This is a genomic window from Pseudomonadota bacterium (assembly GCA_011049115.1).
In the GTDB taxonomy this organism is placed as follows: Bacteria; Desulfobacterota; Anaeroferrophillalia; order Anaeroferrophillales; family Tharpellaceae; genus DSCM01.
In genome coordinates, this window is sequence record DSCM01000096.1 from 22,559 (window position 1) to 41,662 (window position 19,104).

The following is a 19,104-nucleotide window of genomic DNA, read 5'->3' on the forward strand; positions in this document are numbered from 1 at the left end:
TTTTACACCGCCTCGGCTTTGCCGGCAAAATCGCCGATCATCCGGATAAATTGACGGGAAGTCGAATTAATCAACTCACAGGCCTTGTTGGGACAGGCGGCAATGCAGGCGCCGCAACCCTGGCATACCGCCTGGTTGACCTCGGAAATCCGAGTAAAATTGTTCATCAGGCGAGCTCCGTAAGGGCAGATCTCGATACAGATGCCACAGCCGCTGCAGACATCATTTTTAACTTCGGCAATCAGGGGATCGGCAATCAGGGTTTTATTGGAAAACATAGTCTGGATCTTGCCGGCTGTAGCCAGGGCTTGCGAGACCGTGTCAGTGATATCCTTGGGAGATTGCCCGCACCCGGCGAGATAGACTCCTTTGGTCGAACTTTCCACCGGATAGAGCTTAATATGGGTTTCCGAGAGAAAGGCATCGCCGTCAATCGTGACGTTCATCTTTTTGGCAAGATCGCGAATCCCGGTCTTAGGTTCCATGGCCATGGCCAGAACCACCAAATCCGCCTCAATCTCCAGCTGGCGGCTACTTAACGTATCACTGGCAAACACCTTGAGCATCCCGTCTTCCGGAATCACCCTGGCAACCCGACCGCGCACATAAACCAGTTTTTCATCCTCCATGCCCCGCTGAACGAATTCTTCAAAATCACGGCTGTCGGAACGAATATCCATGTAAGAGATATAGGCCGTACCGGTTTTAACCTGGCGGCGGTAAAGCCGCGCCTGTTTTGCCGTATACATGCAGCAGGCGCGGGAACAGTACGCTTTATGACGTTCCGGATCACGAGAACCGGCACACTGAATAAAGACCACGCTTTCAGGAACCTTACCATTCGAAGGACACACAACCCTGCCGCCGGTAGGACCTTTGGGATCAAGCAGACGTTCAAAAGTCAAGGCGTCGATGACATCAGGTATGTCACCACCTCCGTATTCGGGGAGATTGGCCGGGTTGTAAAGGTCATAGCCGGTAGCCATGACGATCGCTCCGACAAATTCTTTCTGCAAGGCGGGAATCGCCCCAAGATCTATCGCTTTCTCGAGGCAGGCATCACTACATAAAGTACAGGGCTCGACCTCATGGGAAGGGGCAAAATGTAAACAATCTACCTGGCGCAAAACCGGAATACGGGAAGATTCAAACTGGTTGTAACGAAAGATAGCCCCACGCCGGCTGAGTCCGCGATTAAATTCATCGGGATTCGATACCGGACAAACTTCAATGCATTTGCCGCAGGCCGAGCAACGGGCGATGTCGACAAAAGCCGGCTGACTGCGAATGGTAACATTGAAATTACCAACGTAACCTTCCAGGTTCTCGACCTCTGAACTAGTATAAACTTTTATTTTATGATGGGCGACGACCTCGGCAATCTTCTGTTCCAACATTTCGGGAACGTTTTGGAAATAGGGAAAAGTCTGACTGATCTGAGCCATGTGGCCGCCGATGGCCGGTTCCTTTTCGATAATCACCACTTCATAGCCGGCATTGGCCAGGTCAAGCGCCGACATGATCCCGGCGATACCGCCACCGACGACACAAACGCGCTTGGTAAGATCAATCGTGATTGTCTCCAACGGCAGATTTTCTTTAACCTTGTCAAGCGTCCCGGCAATAATATTGACCGCCTTGGCCGTGGCCAAGGGTTTGTCATTCTGATGAACCCAGCTGCATTGCTCCCGAATATTGGCGATTTCCAGCAAATAAGAGTTCAAACCAACCAAACCCGCCGCCTTGCGAAAGGTATTTTCATGCATGCGGGGCGAACAACAGGCCACCACCACACCATCCAACCCCTTTTCCACGATCGTATCCTTGACCTTCTGCTGACCGGGATCGGAGCACATATACATGTAGTTTTCGGCATGCACCACGCCGTCCATTTTCAAGGTCTCAGCCACGGCCTTGTCCACATCGACACTGCTGGCGATGTTGGAACCGCACCAGCAGACAAAAACACCTAGTTTCTTTTCCATTAAACCGCTTCCTGCTGCTTATTACGTCGTACAGAAGAAAGAAAAACCTGAGCTTTGCTGGATGCGGCGCTGCCCTGAGCCGCTGAATCGGCAATATCCTTGGCTCCCAGACAGCAACCCGCCAGATAAATCCCAGGCCGGCCGCTCTCGACCGGCGAGAGCTTATAGTTTTCCTCGATGAAAAAACCGTCTTTATTGGACTGCAGACCCAGGATTTCAGCCAGCTCCTGCGCTCCCTCATTGGGAACCATGGCCGCCGCCAGCACCACCAGGTCGGCTGCAATCTCTATTTTTCTACCACTCAGGGTATCGGCTCCCTGCACTATAACCTTATCTCCTTCGCGGTAAAGACGGGCGGCCCGGCCGCGAATATAGATGAGCTCTTCTTCCGCTACCGACTGCTGGATAAACTGCTCATAACCCTTTCCGGTTGACCGAATATCAATATAAAAAATATAGACCTGGCCGTCATGAACCTTATGTTTGTAAAGGCGGGCGTGCTTGGCGGTATACATACAGCAGACCCGGGAACAATAGGATTTATGAAACTCAGGATTCCGTGAACCGACACACTGGATAAAAACAATCTCTTTCGGAGTTTTCCCGTCGGAAGGGCGAACCATGGCTCCGGCCGACGGCCCCGAGGCGGAAAGATAGCGCTCAAAGGTCAGACCGTCGATGACATCGGGAATCTCGCCACCTCCGAATTCAGGCATCTTCTTTTTCCAGTCGTAAATATCGAAACCAGTGGCCACGATAATGGCTCCAACCTGAACCTCGAAGAAACTTTCCTGCTGCTCGTAATCAATCGCCCCGACCGGACAGACCTTGGCGCAAACCCCACATTTACCCCTGGTTAGGTAGCGGCAGCGTTCAGCATCGATCACCGGCTTGTTTGGCACCGCCTGCGGCGACAGCGTATAAATCGCGGTCATTTTACCGGCATCCCGTTCAAACATGGCGATCCCATTGCTCGGACACTTCTGAATACAGGTACCGCACCCGGTGCATTTATTCCAGTCAACATAAGTTTTTTTCTGTCTGACCCGAATCGTGAAATTACCCGGTTCGCCTGTCAGGGCCTCTACCTCGCAACTGGTTTTCAGGGTAACCTTGGGATGCTGCCCCGACTCAACCGTTCGTGGGGTCAAAGTACACTGGGCGCAATCAAGCGTCGGAAAAGTCTCGGAAAGTTGCAGCATCCGACCACCGACCGACGGTAGCCTCTCAACCAAAAGTACCTGATAACCGGCATTCCCGAGGTCGATAGCAGAGGTAATACCGGTGATTCCGCCTCCGATAACCATTACCCGACGATCAACCGGAACGCTTTCAAAGTCGCTCATACCCCCGAATACGCAGGCGCAGGAAAGCTGTTCGCCTTTTTGTTCGCCGCTCAGTTCAATTATTTCAGCCATCAATCAAACCTTATCTCAGGAAACCAGACCCTTGTCCCGCAACAGCGGAAGCGGATCAATCAGATTACGCTCAAAGCCCAGATCTTCAGCGGGCAGATCGAGGGCAATCGCCAGCAACTGGGTAAAATAGACTACCGGAATGGTTTTAAAGGCCGCATCGCTTTGCACAATCTCAGCTTGCCGGTCATCAAGATTAAACTGACATAAAGGACAAGTGGTGATCACCAGATCGGCTCCGTTGCCGGAAGCATTCCGGAGAATGTCACGCGAGCAGCGAGTTGCCGTTGTCATCGAGTGAACCGTCTGAAAAGCACCGCAGCATTCGATCCGGTAAGGAAAGGGCACCGGTTCACCGCCTAGAGCCCGAACAAAATCTTCAAAAATAGTCGGGTTTTCCATGGCATCAAGAGCGATCTCCTTGACCGGACGCAGCAGCAGGCATCCATAATAACAGGCCACCTTGAGACCGGCCAGAGGTTTAACCACCGTATCCTGCAAGACTTTAAAACCGATTTCATCGCGCAATACCTGGAGATAATGCAGAACATCAACCTCTCCATGGTATTGACGTTCAATAAAATCGGTAATCTTGCTCCGCCGCTCCTCGTCGTTGCGCATGACGTTGTTGGTGCGCTTAAGCACATTGAAACAGACCGAACAAAGCGTTACCAGCTTATTATCGCCCCGATCTTTGGTATCGGCCAGAATCCTGGTCGGCCCCGACATCGCGATATGATAATCGTTGGTCAACGGAAAGGTTGCACCGCAACAGGTCCAGTCGGGCAGTTCGTCAAGCTCAAAACCCAGCTTCCGGCTGCATTCGCGACCGGCGTCATCAAGTTTCTTGGCCTTGGTATAAAGGGTACATCCGGGAAAGTATGAATACTTCATCTTTTACTCTTGAGAATTTAGAGTGGAAGGAACTTCCGATAGCCGCTGATCATCGCGATCTGCGGGGCCCGGGCCAGATATTCTTTGGAAAAATCAGTAACATCAATATGTGCCGTTCCGCCCACTTCGCGCAGACGCAAAACCCGCAGGGCCTCCATGATTTTAGAGATATCCACTCCCTTGGGACAGCGAGCCTGACACATCATGCAGGCGGCGCAGACCCACATTGACTTACAGTCTTTAACTTCATTTTCCAGTCCAAGTTGCAGATAGCGCACCACCTGACTGGGCAGAAGGTCCATTTCATCAACTGCGGGACAACCTGCCGAACAATTGCCGCATTGATAACAATTAAAGAAATTTTCGCCGCTGATCTCGGCGACCTTGTTGATGAAATCACTTTTTACCTGGGAGCGGTAAATCCTGGTTTTCATGGGTTATTATCCTTTATCTGATATAGGGCTTAACGCCCTGTTCATACAAATCGTTACCGTAGATGTCATTGATCACAACCACCGGAAAATCCTCGACCTCAATCCGACGAATGGCTTCCGGACCCAGATCTTCATAGGCGACAACTTCAGCCTTTTTTATACGCTGGGCGAGTAGTGCCCCAGCCCCGCCGGTCGCAGCGAAATAAACCGCATGATATTTTTCGATCGCATCACGCACTTCCCGGCTGCGACCGCCCTTGCCGATCATGCCCTTTAGACCTTCAGCCAGCAGTCGGGAAGAATAGGAATCCATGCGATAACTAGTAGTCGGACCGGCGGAACCGATAACCTTGCCGGGTTTAGCCGGAGTCGGCCCAACAAAATAAATAATCTCACCCTGCAAGGGTATCGGCAACGATTCTCCCTTAGCCAGGAGATCGACAAGCCGCTTATGCGCGGCATCGCGGCCGGTATAAATCGTACCACTGAGCAACACCCGATCGCCCGCTTTCAGATCAGCCACCACTCCTTCACTCAGCGGCGGCGTCAGACGAATAACCCGATCCATCATAAAATCGCCTCCTGGTGCCGGGCTGCATGACATTGAATATTAATCGCCAACGGCAAACTGGCAATATGACAGGGTTGCATTTTGACATGAACGGCAAAACTGGTGATGCGACCGCCGAGCCCCTGGGGTCCGACTCCTAAATTATTGATCGCGGTCAAAAGTTCGTCCTCAAGATTTTGCAGAGCCGGATCGGGATTGGGGCTGCCGACTTCACGCAAAAGCGCTTCTTTCGCCAACATGGCCGACCGCTCGAAATTACCACCGATACCAACGCCGACAATTGTCGGCGGACAGGGATTCCCCCCCGCCTGGCGCACCCAGGCAACAACCTGCTCCTTAATCCCGGCAACGCCATCGGCCGGTTTGAGCATGACCACCTTCGACATATTTTCACTGCCACCCCCTTTGGGGGCCACAATGATGCTTAATTGCTCTCCGGGCACAAGGTTGTAATGTATAATTGCCGGAGTATTATCGCCGGTATTGGCCCTGGTAAAGGGATGACAGGCTGATTTCCGCAGGAACCCGTCCTGGTATCCCCGTCGGACGCCGGCATTGATTGCGCCCTCAAGACTGCCGCCGACAATTCTGACGTCCTGTCCCAAAGTAACAAAAACCACGGCCAGACCGGTATCCTGGCAGATCGGCACTTGCTCTTTTGCCGCGATTGCCGCATTTTCCTGAAGCTGCCTGATAATATCCCCGCCGGCCGGAGACTCTTCCCTGGCGGCTGCCAGGTCCAAGGCCCGTTTCATATCCGACCCGAGATTACAATTAGCCTCTATACATAAACGAGCTACCGTTTTTTCGACCAGCGAAACATCAATTTCACGCATTTTAAGCACCACTTTTTAAATAGCAGCTTTAACCAAAGCCGGCTGTTTGTATACTGTATACCCCATTGTTTGTCAACTGCAATATAAAAAAAATTTATTTTTTTTTAACAGATCGTTTCATCTATAATTTCATAACGTTAACCTTTTGCAAGAGCAACCTGAGCTCAATTTTCGGACCATTTCACTCTCATCCAAACATAAATTCTTCATCGACGGGGGCACATCAAACAAATAGATTCTTTTCATCGACCGACAAGATCAAAATGATGCCCGAGCATAGCGCACAATAATGACCATAGCACAAAACGAAAAAAGCCCCGACAAACAAGGCTGTCGGGGCTGAATAAACAATCAAAATTAATTTTTAGACTGCAGTACCTCCGCTGGGACCACAGCTTCTACAGACCACTCCTCGGGAATAATCTGGCCAGGTTTTTCGCCATTTTTCTCCTTGATCTTAGACAATTCAGGACGTTTAAAATCCTCCCGAACATGCTTTGGAATGCGGCCATTAAGAATCGATTCCGAACGCAGGCGACGACCAACCGTGCGTTCCATCATGGTGCCCAGCTGGAGAATCCGGTCAATGTCAATTCCGGTTTCGATTCCCATCTCGTCCATCATTACCAACATGTCTTCAAGAACGGAAAGACCAACCACATTAGGATCCTTGTAGTAGTAGTCTCCGGTCCCCAAACCCGGGACTCCGTCAACAAAATTAGCCGGCTGGCCACCAGTACCGCCGATGGTTGCTTCAAAGTTAGTGATTCCCGCCTGTAATGCCGCCAAAACATTGGCGTTGCCCCATCCCCGGGTGACATGAAAATGAGCGACATGAAGATCTGGATTGGGAAGAGCGTCCAGAATCATCGAGAAATAGCGATAGACTTTGTTCGGCGGAGCCGATCCATCATGGTCAGCATGCTCGATATCATCAGCCCCGATACTGAGCCAGCGACGAGTAAACTCAACCGCGTCCTCAAATTTAGTCGGCCCGGAAATCGGACTACCCCAAATCGTACTGACAGTTCCGCACATTTTGATTCCGACATCATGGCACTTTTTAATGCAGCGTTCGGCTTCACGCCAGTACTGCGGCAAGGTTGAACGGGAATTGGCGAAATGATGCTGTTCGTCAGTCGAAACCATCATCAGAATACGATCCGGGCCATAACCGCGCTTTTTCATCTCGATGGCCCGATCAACCGCACTTTCCCGAATGGTAATACAAGTCCATTCGATATCTTCATGTTTAATTCCACGCTTGGCCAAACGTTTCTTAAAAAGATCGTCATGCACGCTCTTCATTAACTCTTCGGCGTCTTCAAACTGAGGCATATTCCTGGGGTCGCCCAGATTGGTAACCTCCATCCGTTTAATACCGGCAAATGCCATTTCCTGCAGATAAAAAATTTTGGCCCGGGTGGGAATAAAGTGTTCCTCATGCTGGAATCCGTCACGGACAGTAATATCACCAATATTGACTTTTTTCGGCATTCTTTTAAAAACATCAAAAAGATCGTGGCTTGACATATTTTCCTCCACACAATTATTCTTCTGATTAATTTCCGGAAATCTTACCTACCCCCGCTGCTGATCTTTGGTATCTACCGATCAAGACCAACAAGAATACGGAACGGGCGCCTGCCACCCAAATCTTTCCGGATTAAAAGAACTCTGGCTCCGCCTGATCGATGTAATTCAGTCAATCTTAAGATAGGCGGGGCGTAAACTATTCGCCAGTATAAACCGGCTCTCTTTTTTCCCTGAAAGCGGTCAGACCTTCAATGCGATCTTTAGTCGGGATGGTCACGGCATAGCAATTTGATTCGATAGCCAGGCCGCTACCTAAATCAACTTCACTGCCGTAGTTTATCGCGTACTTGGCCATTTCTAAGGCCACCGGGGCATTCTTCTTAATCTTTGCCGCCATATTCAAGGCGGCATCGAGAAGTTCACCTTGTGGCGCCACCTGATTAACAAGACCGATAGCCAGAGCTTCATCTGCCTTGGCCCGATGGGCGGTGAAAATCAACTCCTTAGCTTTGCCTTTACCGAGAAGACGAGCCAGCCGCTGAGTTCCGCCGGCACCGGGAATAATTCCCAGGCTGGTTTCAGTCAGACCCATGGTCGCACTGGAGACCGCTATCCTGATATCACAAGCCAGGGCCAGCTCCGTTCCTCCTCCGAAAGCAAAACCATTGACCGCGGCGATCACAGGCTGGGGAAGATTTTCGACCATCGTGAAGGTGTTGCGAATCATCTGAATATACTGTTTAACCTCGATCGGGGTCATGGTCGCCCGTTCTTTGAGATCAGCGCCGGAGCAAAAAGATTTCTCCCCGGCACCGGTGATGATCACTACCCTTACGGAACGATCAACACTGATCCCACTTACCAGTCTATTCAGGGCAGCGAGAAGCTCACGATTCAAAGAGTTCATGCTTTCGGGGCGATTTAAAGTTACAATCAAAACCCCGTCACGGTTTTCGCTTAAGATCACTTCAGACATCCGTTCCCCCCAAAAAAAATCTTAATAACCCGACTAAAAGTTTAAGAACATATAAATGTTTTTTTTCTTCTTTCGCAAACAAAAAAGATGATAAAAGTATTGTATCATCTTTTTACACAGGCTCCGATAAATGATTGCATATGGCTATGCCCCCCATAGGTCAGCTGAGTTTGCCGAATTGCGACCTCTAAAAGAGCATGACTGTCAATTCCTGTCTCTATCCTCATCCCCTCAAGACAATAAAGCAGATCTTCGGTAGCCAGATTTCCAGCCGCACCGGGAGCATATGGGCAACCGCCCAGACCACTGGCGGCACTATCATAACGATCTATACCGGCCTGTAAACCGGCGACCACGCAAGCCAAGGCCCGACCGCAACTATCGTGCAAATGAAGACCAAAATCCACTTCGGGCAGTTCTTCCTGCAGGCGAGAACAATGAGAATAAACCTGATCCGGAGTAGCCACCCCGAGGGTATCGCACAGGGTTATTTCGTTAAAGCCAAGCGCGAACAAAGAGCCTACCAGAGAGCTGACCGCCGCATAGTCAACTTTCCCCTCATAGGGGCAGCCGAAGACATTGGAAAGAGACACCCTGCGAGCTCTGTCAAGCGGCATCATCTTAATCATCGCTTCAATCTCAGCCAGGGTTTCAGCTTGGGAACAACCCAGGTTTTTCTTATTATGCGTGTCGCTGGCCGAGATAAAAAAAACTATTTTCCCGGCCCCGGAAGCCAGCGCCGCCGTCAACCCCCGACGATTTGGCACCAGCACAGAAGTAACAAGGTCAGGGAATGAGTCAATGGCTTGCAATACCTCGGCCGCATCCCGCAGCTGAGGTATCGATTTAGGATTGACAAAAGAAGTTACTTCGATTTCTTTAAATCCACAGGCCGCCAAACGATTAATAAGCTCGACCTTATTTTCAGTCGGGATAAAAATTTCCTGATTCTGCCAGCCGTCACGAGGGGACACCTCTACCAACCGGACCTTCTTCGGCATCAGGGAAAAACAGTCATCCATTTTTTTTAAACTCGTCTCCACTATGGAACGAAATTAAAAACCCAACTTGCGAAAAATAGCCCCTCCCCTTGGACTAGAAGTCCCGGGAAAGTGCGAACCTCATTCCCAGGACTTCAAAAAAAATATCAGGCTACCTCAGGCAAAAAGCCTACATTAGAGATCTGGCAATCACCAGACGCTGCACTTCCGAGGTTCCTTCGCCGATTTCCAGCAATTTCTGATCCCGGTAAAAACGCTCTACATCATATTCCTGCATCAAACCATAACCACCATGGATCTGGACCGCATGGTCTACCACCCGACTCATTACTTCCGAACAGTAAAGCTTACCCATAGCCGCTTCTTTGGAAAAAGGACGATTGTTTGAACGCAGCCAGCAAGCCTTATACAGAAGGTTGCGGGCTAATTCAATTTCCATCGCCATGTCGGCCAATTTAAACTGCGTGACCTGAAAATCAAACAAAGGACGGCTGAACTGGATTCTTTCCTGAGAATAACGCAAAGCCTTTTCAAAAGCCCCCTGGGCGCCTCCAAGTCCCATGGCTCCGATACTCAGACGACCACCATCAAGAGTGGCCAACATCTGATGAAACCCTTCACCACGTTTACCCAGAAGATTTTTGGCTGGAACCCGACAATTGTCAAAATAGATTTCAGTCGTGTTGGATGCACGCCACATCATTTTGCCGTGCATCGGTCTGCACTCCATGCCATCCGTTCCCGACGGCACCAGAATACAGCTCATTTCCGGACGACCATCAGCTCTTTTGCCGGTAACAGCCTGAACGATTACAACCCCGGTATTGGGGGCGGAAGCATTGGTGATAAAAATTTTGGACCCATTAATCACCCACTCGTCGCCATCCAGAATGGCGTTAGTCTTGGAGTTGCCGGCATCTGAGCCGGCATTAGGTTCGGTCAGGCCAAATCCGGCCAGGATCTCGCCTGTGCAAAGTCTCGGCAACCATTCCTGCTTTTGTTCTTCACTTCCGTAATAATAGATCGGTCCGATCCCCAGGGAATTGCCCGCCGCGACGGTAGCTGCCTGAGAACCATCAACCCGGGCAATTTCTTCAACCGCAATAATATATGAAATATAATCCAGTCCGGATCCCCCGTACTCAGGGGAGACAAACATCCCGAATAGTCCGAGATCACCCATTTTACGAGTCAGATCGAGAGAAAATTCTTCCTTCCGATCAAGCTCCTGGGCCACCGGGGCGATCTCTTTTTCAGCAAAACCGCGAACACTTTTACGTAGGATTTCCTGTTCTTCCGTCATATCAAAACTGAGTGCCATAGGTCTACCCTTCCTTAAAATTCCCACCTTACGTTAACTGTTAAACCAATCACCAAAAAAAAGGAACCCGACTTTATCTTTCCTTCGAGAGGGGTTGTAAATTATATTATTTCCGTAGGCTTGTCAACGAAAATCCCCAAACATAATTATGTTTTCATTGTAAGCAGCATAATCCTGCGCGAAAGTCACAATAAAGATTGACAAAGGGTGAAAAAAACATTAAAAAGCGCCTCGTATTAAGTTTGACAGTTGGAAAACCAAGGCGGTGTAGCTCAGATGGTTAGAGCATACGGCTCATATCCGTAGTGTCCGGGGTTCAATTCCCTGCACCGCCACCATTTCTCTTCATCCCATCTCAGCTATTCATTCAGCTTGTTCCATTTCAGTATCCGCCGGTCGTTCACACCTATTCTGTTTTTTCATCCGCGGTGGTAAAACGGTTGCAATCGCAAAGAGCAGCATGCTATTAGCTCGAAAACAAAAACAACCAACTTCAAATACGTTAGAGAGCACACTTACGCGCTTAGAACAGGAACTCCATCCATGCTGGCTTTTATTTTTGATCCTAACCTTGAATCGGCTGAGGAAATCGCCCGGGTTATTAGTCAAACAGGTCTCAAAACCCGCATAATAAAATCATTGGCGGAATTCATCAGCTCTCTACAAGCGGAAATTCCCAAGCTTATCATCTGCGAAGCCATCGTCAGGGGCTACGATGACTTTATTCTGCTTGAGCATATCAAGAAGGATAGGCAGCTACACCAAATTCCGGTAATCATCACTACCAGCCAGGCCACGCGGGAGAATATTCTCCGCGCTCGCAAGCTGGGCGCAGACGGTTTCATCACCAAACCTTTCGACAAAGCTAACCTGATCAAACAAATCAAATTGGCCCTTAATATCCGCGACCTTAATAATACAGAATTTACTTCCGTCCAGATTGGCAAAAAGCTCGGAACCCAGCACAAGCTGTCCTTGAAAACCATCAACGATGAACGCCTGAAAAGCCAGCTTATGCAGAAAATCGAAGAGATTCCTTCCCTTCCGGCGATCGTCTACAAGATTATTGCGCTGGTTAACAGCGATAAATCAAACGCTTCCGACTTCGAAGCGATTCTCGCCCGGGACCAGGCCTTGACGGCGCGGATGCTGCGCATGGCCAACTCATCTTTTTACAGCTTGTCACGCAAGGTTTCCAGCATCAGCGAAGCCGTGGTATACCTGGGACACAACACCATCCGCAGCCTGGTTCTCGGGGTATCAACTTCATCTATTTTTAAACACAGCCTGCCCGTCTACGACTACCAACGTGACGGCCTTTGGCAGCATGCCAACATCGTGGCCTCACTCTCAAAAAAAATCGCGGCGGCGGCCCATTTAACCTCGGAAGGAATCGAGAACTGCTATGTCTCCGGGCTTATGCACGATATCGGCAAGCTCATTCTGGGGCCCTTTATTCAGAAAGAAAGTAAAAATCTGACCTTACTTCTCGAACAGGGGAAAACCCTAAGCGAAGCCGAACGTGAGCTTTTGGGCTTTTCACACGGTGAAATCGGACGTATTCTGCTGGACAAATGGAAACTGCCGAGAAATCTGGTCGAAACCGTCCATTACCATCACCAGCCGGAAGCCAGTACTTATTCACCGAGAGAAACGTTGACCGTCTATTTGGCCGATTCGATCAGCAACCAGTTCGGTTTTTCTCTGGAACGGGAAAAACCGAACGATGATCCTGCCGCTTTCAGCCGCCGCCTGCAACGACTCGGCCTGGATCCGCAGTGGCCGGAACAACAAAGAGATGAAATTGTCGCCTTGGCTGAAAACGTGAATGCCATACTGACTGAGCTCTAACGCGGGAATAATCCCACAACCCAAATGATTTTTCACGCCCCGTACCTAAAGGTATTTCCTTTGGTCACAAATAAGTACTCTTATCAGACCCAGCAGAGCTGGATAAGTTTCTTGTTTTTTATACTTGAAAAAAAGTTGAAAAAAAAACAAGAAAATAACCTGTAAGGCACTAATGCGGGGCGAGCCCGGCGACCCCAATTTGTTTGCGAATGCCCGCAATGTTAAGCGATCTCATCAGAATTTTTCTGTTTTTTTAAACGAAAACAATCTGTGAGATTTAAAGCTTTAATTTAGCTATCAAGGAAACCCCATGATTCCGTTGCCGTCGAATCTGGTTAAGGCTATACTAGCCGTGCATCTGGCCATGGAAACGGAAGAATTATTCGCCGCCTTCGGCGAATACATGAGCAAACTCTTTGACATTCACAGATTCTCATATTTTCTGTTCAATAACGAAACTCGCTGTTACAGCTTGGGCTATTCCACCAACATTGATGCCGCCTACTGGGATGAAATTGTTTTTTCGGAAAATGAGGCACCGTTCACGATTCTTTTTGATCAGGATCCGCTTCTTTTTCCGACCCCGATGATATGGTTCGGCGTGCGTTTCGATATGTACTGGGCCCAGAGGCTGACCTATCACGACGAAACCGCGGCCGCGCTGGTTGTCCATGAGTTCCCCGAAAATTTTGAAGAGCATTTACTTTCAATACGTTTCCTCCTCCACCATGTCACAGCTGCCATGGTTCGCGCGACTATTTATAGTGAAATGAGAACCAACAAAGAGCAACAAGCTGCGCGGTTGGAACTAATCAACGAAATTGGGGTTATGATCGGCAGTGAAAGCCTGGAACCATTATTGGCAACCATGATGGGCATGGCTCTTAAAATAATGCATGCCGAAGTCGGATCGATTATGATCTATGATGCCGACGGGAGACTCAAGACCGAGATTGAATGGGGACTTAATGAAAAAGGCCTGCGCTCTCTGTATTTCATGGATGAAACCAACACTCCATACATAGAGAAAATCAGCGCCGGCAAGAAGATTTTTCTGGAAACCGACCTGCATCAAAACCAGGAAATCATGATGGCAAATAGTAGATACCGAATCAACTCAATCGCTTCTTTCCCCCTTTATACCCCTTATCAGCATTATGGTCTTCTGACCATTGTCAATCTTGATTGCAGCCGGGAGATTGAAGAGCAGAAGCTGGAAACCCTGCGGACCATTTCCCAGCTCGCCGCAATCAAGATTGAAAATCATCAATTCAGAATGAAACTTGCCGACACCTTAAAATAAACCAATTTCCAAGGCCGCCATGGAACGGATAAAAATCGAGCTTCCGGAACCGAATAAATTTATTTTCACAACCACTATCATGCCGCGGATCAGTGATATCAATTATGGCAACCACCTGGGCCATGATCACCTGGTAAGCTTGCTGCATGAGGTCCGTCTGCGTTTTTTGACGAAACATGGTTTCAGCGAAAAAGATACCGGAGGTTGCGGCATAATTCTCGCTGATCTGGCAGTCATCTACAAGGCCGAGGTCTGCTACGGCGAAACCCTGACCGTCGATCTTGCCCTGCTCGACCCCTCACGCGTCGGCTGCACATTCATGTACTGGGTAAAAAGAAAGGGAGATGAAAAGGAAGTGGCCAGAGCCACTACCGGAATCGTTTTTTTTAATTACACCACCCGCAAAGTATGCGGCCTTCCGGAAGTTTTCAGACGGCTGTTTTAAACCCACGTCAGTTCTGGAGAAGGATTCTGGCTTCCCCCTTACGGGCCGTGACCTTGCGCTGGTCAAGATATTCAAAAAGAGGAATAATATATTTTCGGCTGAGATCAATCTGAGATTTAAATTCCTGCGTGGTCATACCGCCATGTGTATTGATAAAATTCACGACTAGGGAACGCATTTTTTCGTAAGACTCCGGTGTAATGAAAATGCCATCCCGAACCTTCAGCAGCCCGCCCTCTTTAATCAGCATGTTCAAGAGTGGTTTAATTTCAGATTCTTCCGCTCCGAGCACAACAGGCAATGAAGCATAGTCGGGAAAAGCCAAGCCGGCCCGCCGGTAGAGGTCCAGGAGACGGGCTTTCAATTTGTCAGTATCAACCTCCAACCTGACGCGATGACCCGGGGTGCGTAAAAGATCCTTATCGACTACCAGGCGATCGTTTTTAGTCAGACGCAACAACAAGGCATGAAACAAGGGGGCCGATAACTCCAGCCGGGATCTGACTTCTTCCTTGGCCATCCCATCACGTAAAGCTTCACGCCGATGATAATCCGCCACCAGAGAAACAATTTGCTCCTCCAGCCCAGTAAAATTTTCACCACCGATAAACAGCTGCTTTTCATTGTCGAAACGCACCAACTCACGACGGGCAAGAAGCTCGTCGAGAACCTTGGTCAAAGCTTTTGCGGAAAGATTGAGACAAGCCTTGAGCCGGGCCAGGGGCAAACCTACAACCCCAGCCTGCCTGACCAGCGTAGCCACCACGTCCGCGGGTTGCGCCGCCCGCAGACGTTCAAGATCGGGCAACAGCTGTAAATATTCCTTGAGCCGATGTTTCGCCGGGCAGGGATTGATGATTATCCCCCCTCCCACCGTTTCCCGGCGGGCAAAACTGCGCAAGACCATGCGATCGCCGTAAACCACAACCGCCGGCGTTTCCAGACGCACCTGCACATAACCGGAGGCTCCCGGCTCAATCTCGCGACCGTCCAGAACGACCACGGTTCCCATCAAGGCCGCAGTTCCGCAATGAACCAGCATTTTAGTCCGGGCTGGCAGCGCGGCCGAAGCCCCGTCTAGATGACTATAATAAAGATCAACCATCGATGTCGACAGCACGGTTTGTGGTCGAGCCAAGACTTCGCCGCGTTCAATTTCTGATTTTTCCAAGCCCTGCAGGTTGATTGCCGCCCGTTCACCAGCAAAAACCTGTTCTCTCTCCTCGCCGTAAGCCTGAAGGCTGCGGACTCTGCTGTTTAAGCCGGCAGGTACAATTGTCACCATTTCTCCCAGGCCCAGAGACCCTGAAGCAACCGTTCCGGTGACAACGGTGCCAAATCCTTTGATCACAAAAGCCCGATCAACCGACAGACGAAAGGTTCCGGAATCAGGTTTTTCAATCACCGTGGCCGCAATCTCGTCAAGGGCCGCCAATAAATCTCCAAGACCGGCCCCGGTTAGCGCCGAGACCGGAATCACGGGAGCCTCTGCCAAAAAACTACCTGCCGTAAGCTCCGAAATCTCCTCCTTGACCAGATCAAGCAGCTCTTCCTCCACGGTATCACACTTGCTGATCACCACGAGGCCTCTGCTGATGCCAAGCAAGCGGCAGACATCAAAATGTTCACGGGTTTGCGGCATGACTCCTTCGTCGGCCGCCACCAACAACATAACCAGATCAATGCCACAGGCTCCGGCCACCATATTCTTGATAAAACGCTCATGCCCGGGAACATCTATCACACCCAGAAGCTGACCGCTGGGCAGGCGTAAATGAGCAAAACCCAGTTCGATGGTGATCCCGCGTTTTTTTTCCTCGGCAAGCCGATCGGTATCGGTCCCGGTCAAAGCTTTGACCAGGGTGGTTTTACCATGGTCAACATGACCCGCAGTTCCCAGAACAATATGCTTTTCTGCCATTTTATACCCTGATTTACCCCCGTCCATCAAATGCCATGGCTTAACATTTGGTCAGAAAAAGCAGATATTCGACGTTACCCTTCTGCCCGAGAATCGGCGAGGCAATCTTTTGCCGCAGCACAAAACCATGGTTTTCGGCAAAATCGACGACCCTATCCAGTGCCGCCAGGCGTTTTTTCTCATGCCGAACAATTCCACCCTTGCCGATCTCGCCCTTACCTACTTCAAACTGAGGTTTTAACAGGGCTACGACCGGAGCGGCGGCCGGCAACAACAAAGCGACCGTCGGCAAAACCTTGGTCAGGGAAATAAAGGAAAGATCCAGTACCGCCAAGTCTAGAGACTCGGGAAAATCAGTCTTGACGCTGTGGCGGATATTGGTTCGCTCCATCACCACCACCCGCTCATCACGGCGCAGCGACCAGTCAAGCTGTCCATAACCGACATCGACGGCATATACTCGCCGCGCTCCATGTTTCAGGAGGCAGTCGGTAAAGCCCCCCGTGGAAGCGCCGATATCGACCGCCGTCCTTCCGGCGACCTGTACGGGAAAGGCCTTCAGCGCCGCCTCCAGCTTCAATCCTCCGCGACCAACGAAAGGCAAGTCCTCGCCCTTAAGTCTGAGCTCGGCATCAAGCGCCACTCGCGTGCCGGCCTTATCAATCAGGCGCTCGTTGCAAACCACTTTACCGGCAAGAATCAAAGCCCGGGCCCGCTCCCGGCTGACGGTCAGACCGCGCTGAACCAACAGGGTATCGATACGTTCTTTAATCACAAATTAAGGTTTATTGGCCGATGGCCTGATTCATCTCGACCAATAAGGCTTCGACCTCAATTCCATGCGCCGCCGCGCCCTCGGCTACGGTTTCAAACATCGAGGCCGCGCAGCCTAGGCAGACCATTCCTTTGGCGGCGAACACTTCCGCTGCTTTCGGATATTTAGTTAATAAATCACGAATAGGTGTTTCAGCCGTAATACTCATCCTGTCACTCCATAACTAGCAGGGACTTATTTCCCCGGCCCCAAATTATCAATCAGCAACCTTCCCCAGCCGGTCCGGAGAAAACCTAAAACGAAAATATCCTTTATATCCGGGCGATAATCTCATATTCTTCCCACTGAAAATGATCAACCTTTTTCAAGGTAATTTTTTTGCGCATGGCATATTCCAGATTGTCCAGGGAAAGGCTCTCATTATCATAGATATAGTCCGCCAGTTCAGAATTAACCATAACTATCAGTTCTTTGACATCAAGGTCATAACCATAACTTTTGAGCTCGCGCACAATCTCATAGGTAACCGTCGATTTGGATTTGACGATGCCGCGCCCCTCACAATAGGGACAGGGGTCGCAGAGCATTCGTGAGATACTGTTCCTGACCCGCTCTCTGGTCATTTCCACCAGACCAAGCTCAGAAATCTTAAGGACATTGGATTTGGCCTTGTCCCGCTTCAAAGCTTCTTCCAAGGCGGCATTGACTCGTTCACGATGACTGCGATTCTCCATGTCAATGAAATCGATGATAATAATGCCGCCGATATTACGCAGGCGCAACTGAAAAGCAATTTCCTTGGCCGCTTCAAGATTGGTCTTGAGAATCGTATCCTCAAGATTTTTCTTGCCGACAAAGCGACCGGTGTTAACATCGATTGCGGTCAGAGCCTCGGTTGACTCAATGACAATGTAGCCCCCTGATTTCAACCAGACTTTTTGTTCAAGCGATTTATTAACCTCTATTTCAATATCGTAGGCCTGAAAAATCGGCTGGATACCGGTGTAACGTTCAATTTCACAATGCAGATCAGGGAAATACACTGAGATAAACTCTTTAAGGTCATGATAGCATTCATCCGAATCAACCACCAGCCGGTCGATTTCGTCGGAATAAAGATCACGGATAATCCGTTGTACCAAACGCAGATCCTGATACACCAGATTAAGGGATTTGGTCTTTTCTTTTTTATGCTTGATATTGTCCCAGAGTCTGAGGAGAAAATTAAGATCATGCTGCAGGGCGGTTTCATCCTTGCCTTCGCTGACGGTTCTGACAATCAGCCCCATGCCTGCGGGTTTGATCCCAGCAACCAAATCCTTAAGCCGTTGCCGCTCGACATCATCCTCAATTTTCCTGGAGATACCGACATGGTCGACGGTCGGTAACAAGACCAGATAGCGACCCGGCAGCGAATTGTAGGTGGTGATCCGGGCCCCCTTGCTTCCCATGGGCTCTCGCGAAACCTGCACCAGGATGTCCTGCCCCTCCTGCAGCAAATCCTCAATCTGCGGCGCCGGCAAAGCTTCATCCAATTCACCATCTCCCAGGGCGAATTCCTCGTCGACGACCACATTTTCATCTGCGGGAAGAAAGGTCGCGATATCCTCTTCACTGCGCACATCGGCAATATAGAGAAAAGCGGCCTTGTCAAGACCGATATCGACAAACGCAGCATCCATCCCCGGCAGGACTTTGACGACTCGACCGTTATAGATATTCCCCACGATTCCCAGACCACGATCGCGTTCATAAAAGAGTTCGGCCAGAGTCCCGTTTTCCAGCAAAGCGACCCTAACCTCTCCTTCGGTTACATTGACAATCAGTTCTGCCGACATGG

At 49.9% G+C, this 19,104-nt stretch carries 17 protein-coding genes and 1 tRNA gene; 4 read left to right on the plus strand and 14 right to left on the minus strand.

What is annotated here, in order from left to right; translation table 11 throughout:
- Nucleotides 1–2: 2 nt before the first annotated feature.
- The 10 genes from ENN66_08300 to ENN66_08345 form a co-directional block, all read right to left on the minus strand.
- On the minus strand, nucleotides 3–1,985 hold the full coding sequence (locus ENN66_08300) for a CoB--CoM heterodisulfide reductase iron-sulfur subunit A family protein (protein ID HDS16587.1): 1,983 nt from the start codon (nucleotides 1,983–1,985) through the stop codon (nucleotides 3–5).
- Nucleotides 1,985–3,403, minus strand: coding sequence for a CoB--CoM heterodisulfide reductase iron-sulfur subunit A family protein (locus tag ENN66_08305; GenBank protein ID HDS16588.1), 1,419 nt, complete (start codon nucleotides 3,401–3,403; stop codon nucleotides 1,985–1,987). The genes ENN66_08300 and ENN66_08305 overlap by 1 nt, the downstream gene beginning before the upstream one ends.
- 15 nt (nucleotides 3,404–3,418) lie before the next feature.
- The gene (locus ENN66_08310; GenBank protein ID HDS16589.1) at nucleotides 3,419–4,294 is read right to left on the minus strand and encodes a disulfide reductase; all 876 of its coding nucleotides are present in this window, start codon (nucleotides 4,292–4,294) and stop codon (nucleotides 3,419–3,421) included.
- 17 nt (nucleotides 4,295–4,311) lie between these two features.
- The gene (locus ENN66_08315) at nucleotides 4,312–4,728 is read right to left on the minus strand and encodes a 4Fe-4S dicluster domain-containing protein (protein ID HDS16590.1); all 417 of its coding nucleotides are present in this window, start codon (nucleotides 4,726–4,728) and stop codon (nucleotides 4,312–4,314) included.
- Between the two features lie 13 nt (nucleotides 4,729–4,741).
- The gene (locus ENN66_08320) at nucleotides 4,742–5,299 is read right to left on the minus strand and encodes a Fe-S-containing hydro-lyase (GenBank protein HDS16591.1); all 558 of its coding nucleotides are present in this window, start codon (nucleotides 5,297–5,299) and stop codon (nucleotides 4,742–4,744) included.
- Nucleotides 5,296–6,135: a fumarate hydratase gene (locus tag ENN66_08325; protein HDS16592.1), complete on the minus strand. Its 840-nt coding sequence runs from the start codon at nucleotides 6,133–6,135 to the stop codon at nucleotides 5,296–5,298. Before ENN66_08325 ends, ENN66_08320 begins: the two co-directional genes overlap by 4 nt.
- Nucleotides 6,136–6,492: 357 nt before the next feature.
- Nucleotides 6,493–7,668: a pyruvate carboxyltransferase gene (locus tag ENN66_08330; protein HDS16593.1), complete on the minus strand. Its 1,176-nt coding sequence runs from the start codon at nucleotides 7,666–7,668 to the stop codon at nucleotides 6,493–6,495.
- A gap of 199 nt (nucleotides 7,669–7,867) precedes the next feature.
- Complete coding sequence (locus ENN66_08335; GenBank protein ID HDS16594.1) at nucleotides 7,868–8,638, minus strand: enoyl-CoA hydratase; 771 nt, start codon at nucleotides 8,636–8,638, stop codon at nucleotides 7,868–7,870.
- A 113-nt stretch (nucleotides 8,639–8,751) separates the two neighbouring features.
- Nucleotides 8,752–9,669: a hydroxymethylglutaryl-CoA lyase gene (locus tag ENN66_08340; GenBank protein HDS16595.1), complete on the minus strand. Its 918-nt coding sequence runs from the start codon at nucleotides 9,667–9,669 to the stop codon at nucleotides 8,752–8,754.
- 148 nt (nucleotides 9,670–9,817) lie between these two features.
- Nucleotides 9,818–10,969: an acyl-CoA dehydrogenase gene (locus tag ENN66_08345; GenBank protein ID HDS16596.1), complete on the minus strand. Its 1,152-nt coding sequence runs from the start codon at nucleotides 10,967–10,969 to the stop codon at nucleotides 9,818–9,820.
- Between the two features lie 261 nt (nucleotides 10,970–11,230).
- Here ENN66_08345 and ENN66_08350 point away from each other — a divergent pair.
- The 4 genes from ENN66_08350 to ENN66_08365 all read left to right on the plus strand — a co-directional run bounded on the left by ENN66_08350 (nucleotide 11,231) and on the right by ENN66_08365 (nucleotide 14,568).
- Nucleotides 11,231–11,307, plus strand: a tRNA-Met gene (locus tag ENN66_08350).
- 205 nt (nucleotides 11,308–11,512) lie between these two features.
- Nucleotides 11,513–12,820, plus strand: coding sequence for a response regulator (locus ENN66_08355; GenBank protein ID HDS16597.1), 1,308 nt, complete (start codon nucleotides 11,513–11,515; stop codon nucleotides 12,818–12,820).
- Between the two features lie 310 nt (nucleotides 12,821–13,130).
- A complete protein-coding gene (locus tag ENN66_08360) occupies nucleotides 13,131–14,123 on the plus strand; it encodes a hypothetical protein (protein ID HDS16598.1) in 993 nt (330 codons plus the stop codon).
- 19 nt (nucleotides 14,124–14,142) lie between these two features.
- The gene (locus tag ENN66_08365) at nucleotides 14,143–14,568 is read left to right on the plus strand and encodes a thioesterase (GenBank protein HDS16599.1); all 426 of its coding nucleotides are present in this window, start codon (nucleotides 14,143–14,145) and stop codon (nucleotides 14,566–14,568) included.
- A gap of 7 nt (nucleotides 14,569–14,575) precedes the next feature.
- Here the strand turns inward: ENN66_08365 and selB are convergent, their stop codons facing one another.
- The 4 genes from selB to ENN66_08385 form a co-directional block, all read right to left on the minus strand.
- The gene (gene selB, locus ENN66_08370; GenBank protein ID HDS16600.1) at nucleotides 14,576–16,516 is read right to left on the minus strand and encodes a selenocysteine-specific translation elongation factor; all 1,941 of its coding nucleotides are present in this window, start codon (nucleotides 16,514–16,516) and stop codon (nucleotides 14,576–14,578) included.
- A gap of 13 nt (nucleotides 16,517–16,529) precedes the next feature.
- Nucleotides 16,530–17,264 (minus strand): TlyA family RNA methyltransferase, encoded by a 735-nt coding sequence (locus ENN66_08375; protein HDS16601.1) that lies wholly within the window; start codon nucleotides 17,262–17,264, stop codon nucleotides 16,530–16,532.
- Between the two features lie 10 nt (nucleotides 17,265–17,274).
- Nucleotides 17,275–17,472: a DUF1858 domain-containing protein gene (locus tag ENN66_08380; GenBank protein HDS16602.1), complete on the minus strand. Its 198-nt coding sequence runs from the start codon at nucleotides 17,470–17,472 to the stop codon at nucleotides 17,275–17,277.
- A 103-nt stretch (nucleotides 17,473–17,575) separates the two neighbouring features.
- Entirely contained in the window at nucleotides 17,576–19,102 is a 1,527-nt protein-coding gene (locus tag ENN66_08385; GenBank protein HDS16603.1) for an Rne/Rng family ribonuclease, read from the minus strand.
- Nucleotides 19,103–19,104 lie beyond the last annotated feature (2 nt).

Bases quoted from the DNA above. Each gene is read 5' to 3' on its own strand.
- ENN66_08325 (HDS16592.1), bottom strand. From the start codon at position 6,135: ATGCGTGAAATTGATGTTTCGCTGGTCGAAAAAACGGTAGCTCGTTTA.
- ENN66_08315 (HDS16590.1), bottom strand. From the start codon at position 4,728: ATGAAAACCAGGATTTACCGCTCCCAGGTAAAAAGTGATTTCATCAAC.
- ENN66_08300 (HDS16587.1), bottom strand. From the start codon at position 1,985: ATGGAAAAGAAACTAGGTGTTTTTGTCTGCTGGTGCGGTTCCAACATC.
- ENN66_08330 (HDS16593.1), bottom strand. From the start codon at position 7,668: ATGTCAAGCCACGATCTTTTTGATGTTTTTAAAAGAATGCCGAAAAAA.
- ENN66_08340 (HDS16595.1), bottom strand. From the start codon at position 9,669: ATGGATGACTGTTTTTCCCTGATGCCGAAGAAGGTCCGGTTGGTAGAG.
- ENN66_08380 (HDS16602.1), bottom strand. From the start codon at position 17,472: ATGAGTATTACGGCTGAAACACCTATTCGTGATTTATTAACTAAATAT.
- ENN66_08355 (HDS16597.1), top strand. From the start codon at position 11,513: ATGCTGGCTTTTATTTTTGATCCTAACCTTGAATCGGCTGAGGAAATC.
- ENN66_08360 (HDS16598.1), top strand. From the start codon at position 13,131: ATGATTCCGTTGCCGTCGAATCTGGTTAAGGCTATACTAGCCGTGCAT.
- ENN66_08345 (HDS16596.1), bottom strand. From the start codon at position 10,969: ATGGCACTCAGTTTTGATATGACGGAAGAACAGGAAATCCTACGTAAA.
- ENN66_08305 (HDS16588.1), bottom strand. From the start codon at position 3,403: ATGGCTGAAATAATTGAACTGAGCGGCGAACAAAAAGGCGAACAGCTT.
- ENN66_08320 (HDS16591.1), bottom strand. From the start codon at position 5,299: ATGATGGATCGGGTTATTCGTCTGACGCCGCCGCTGAGTGAAGGAGTG.
- ENN66_08310 (HDS16589.1), bottom strand. From the start codon at position 4,294: ATGAAGTATTCATACTTTCCCGGATGTACCCTTTATACCAAGGCCAAG.
- ENN66_08365 (HDS16599.1), top strand. From the start codon at position 14,143: ATGGAACGGATAAAAATCGAGCTTCCGGAACCGAATAAATTTATTTTC.
- ENN66_08385 (HDS16603.1), bottom strand. From the start codon at position 19,102: ATGTCGGCAGAACTGATTGTCAATGTAACCGAAGGAGAGGTTAGGGTC.
- selB (HDS16600.1), bottom strand. From the start codon at position 16,516: ATGGACGGGGGTAAATCAGGGTATAAAATGGCAGAAAAGCATATTGTT.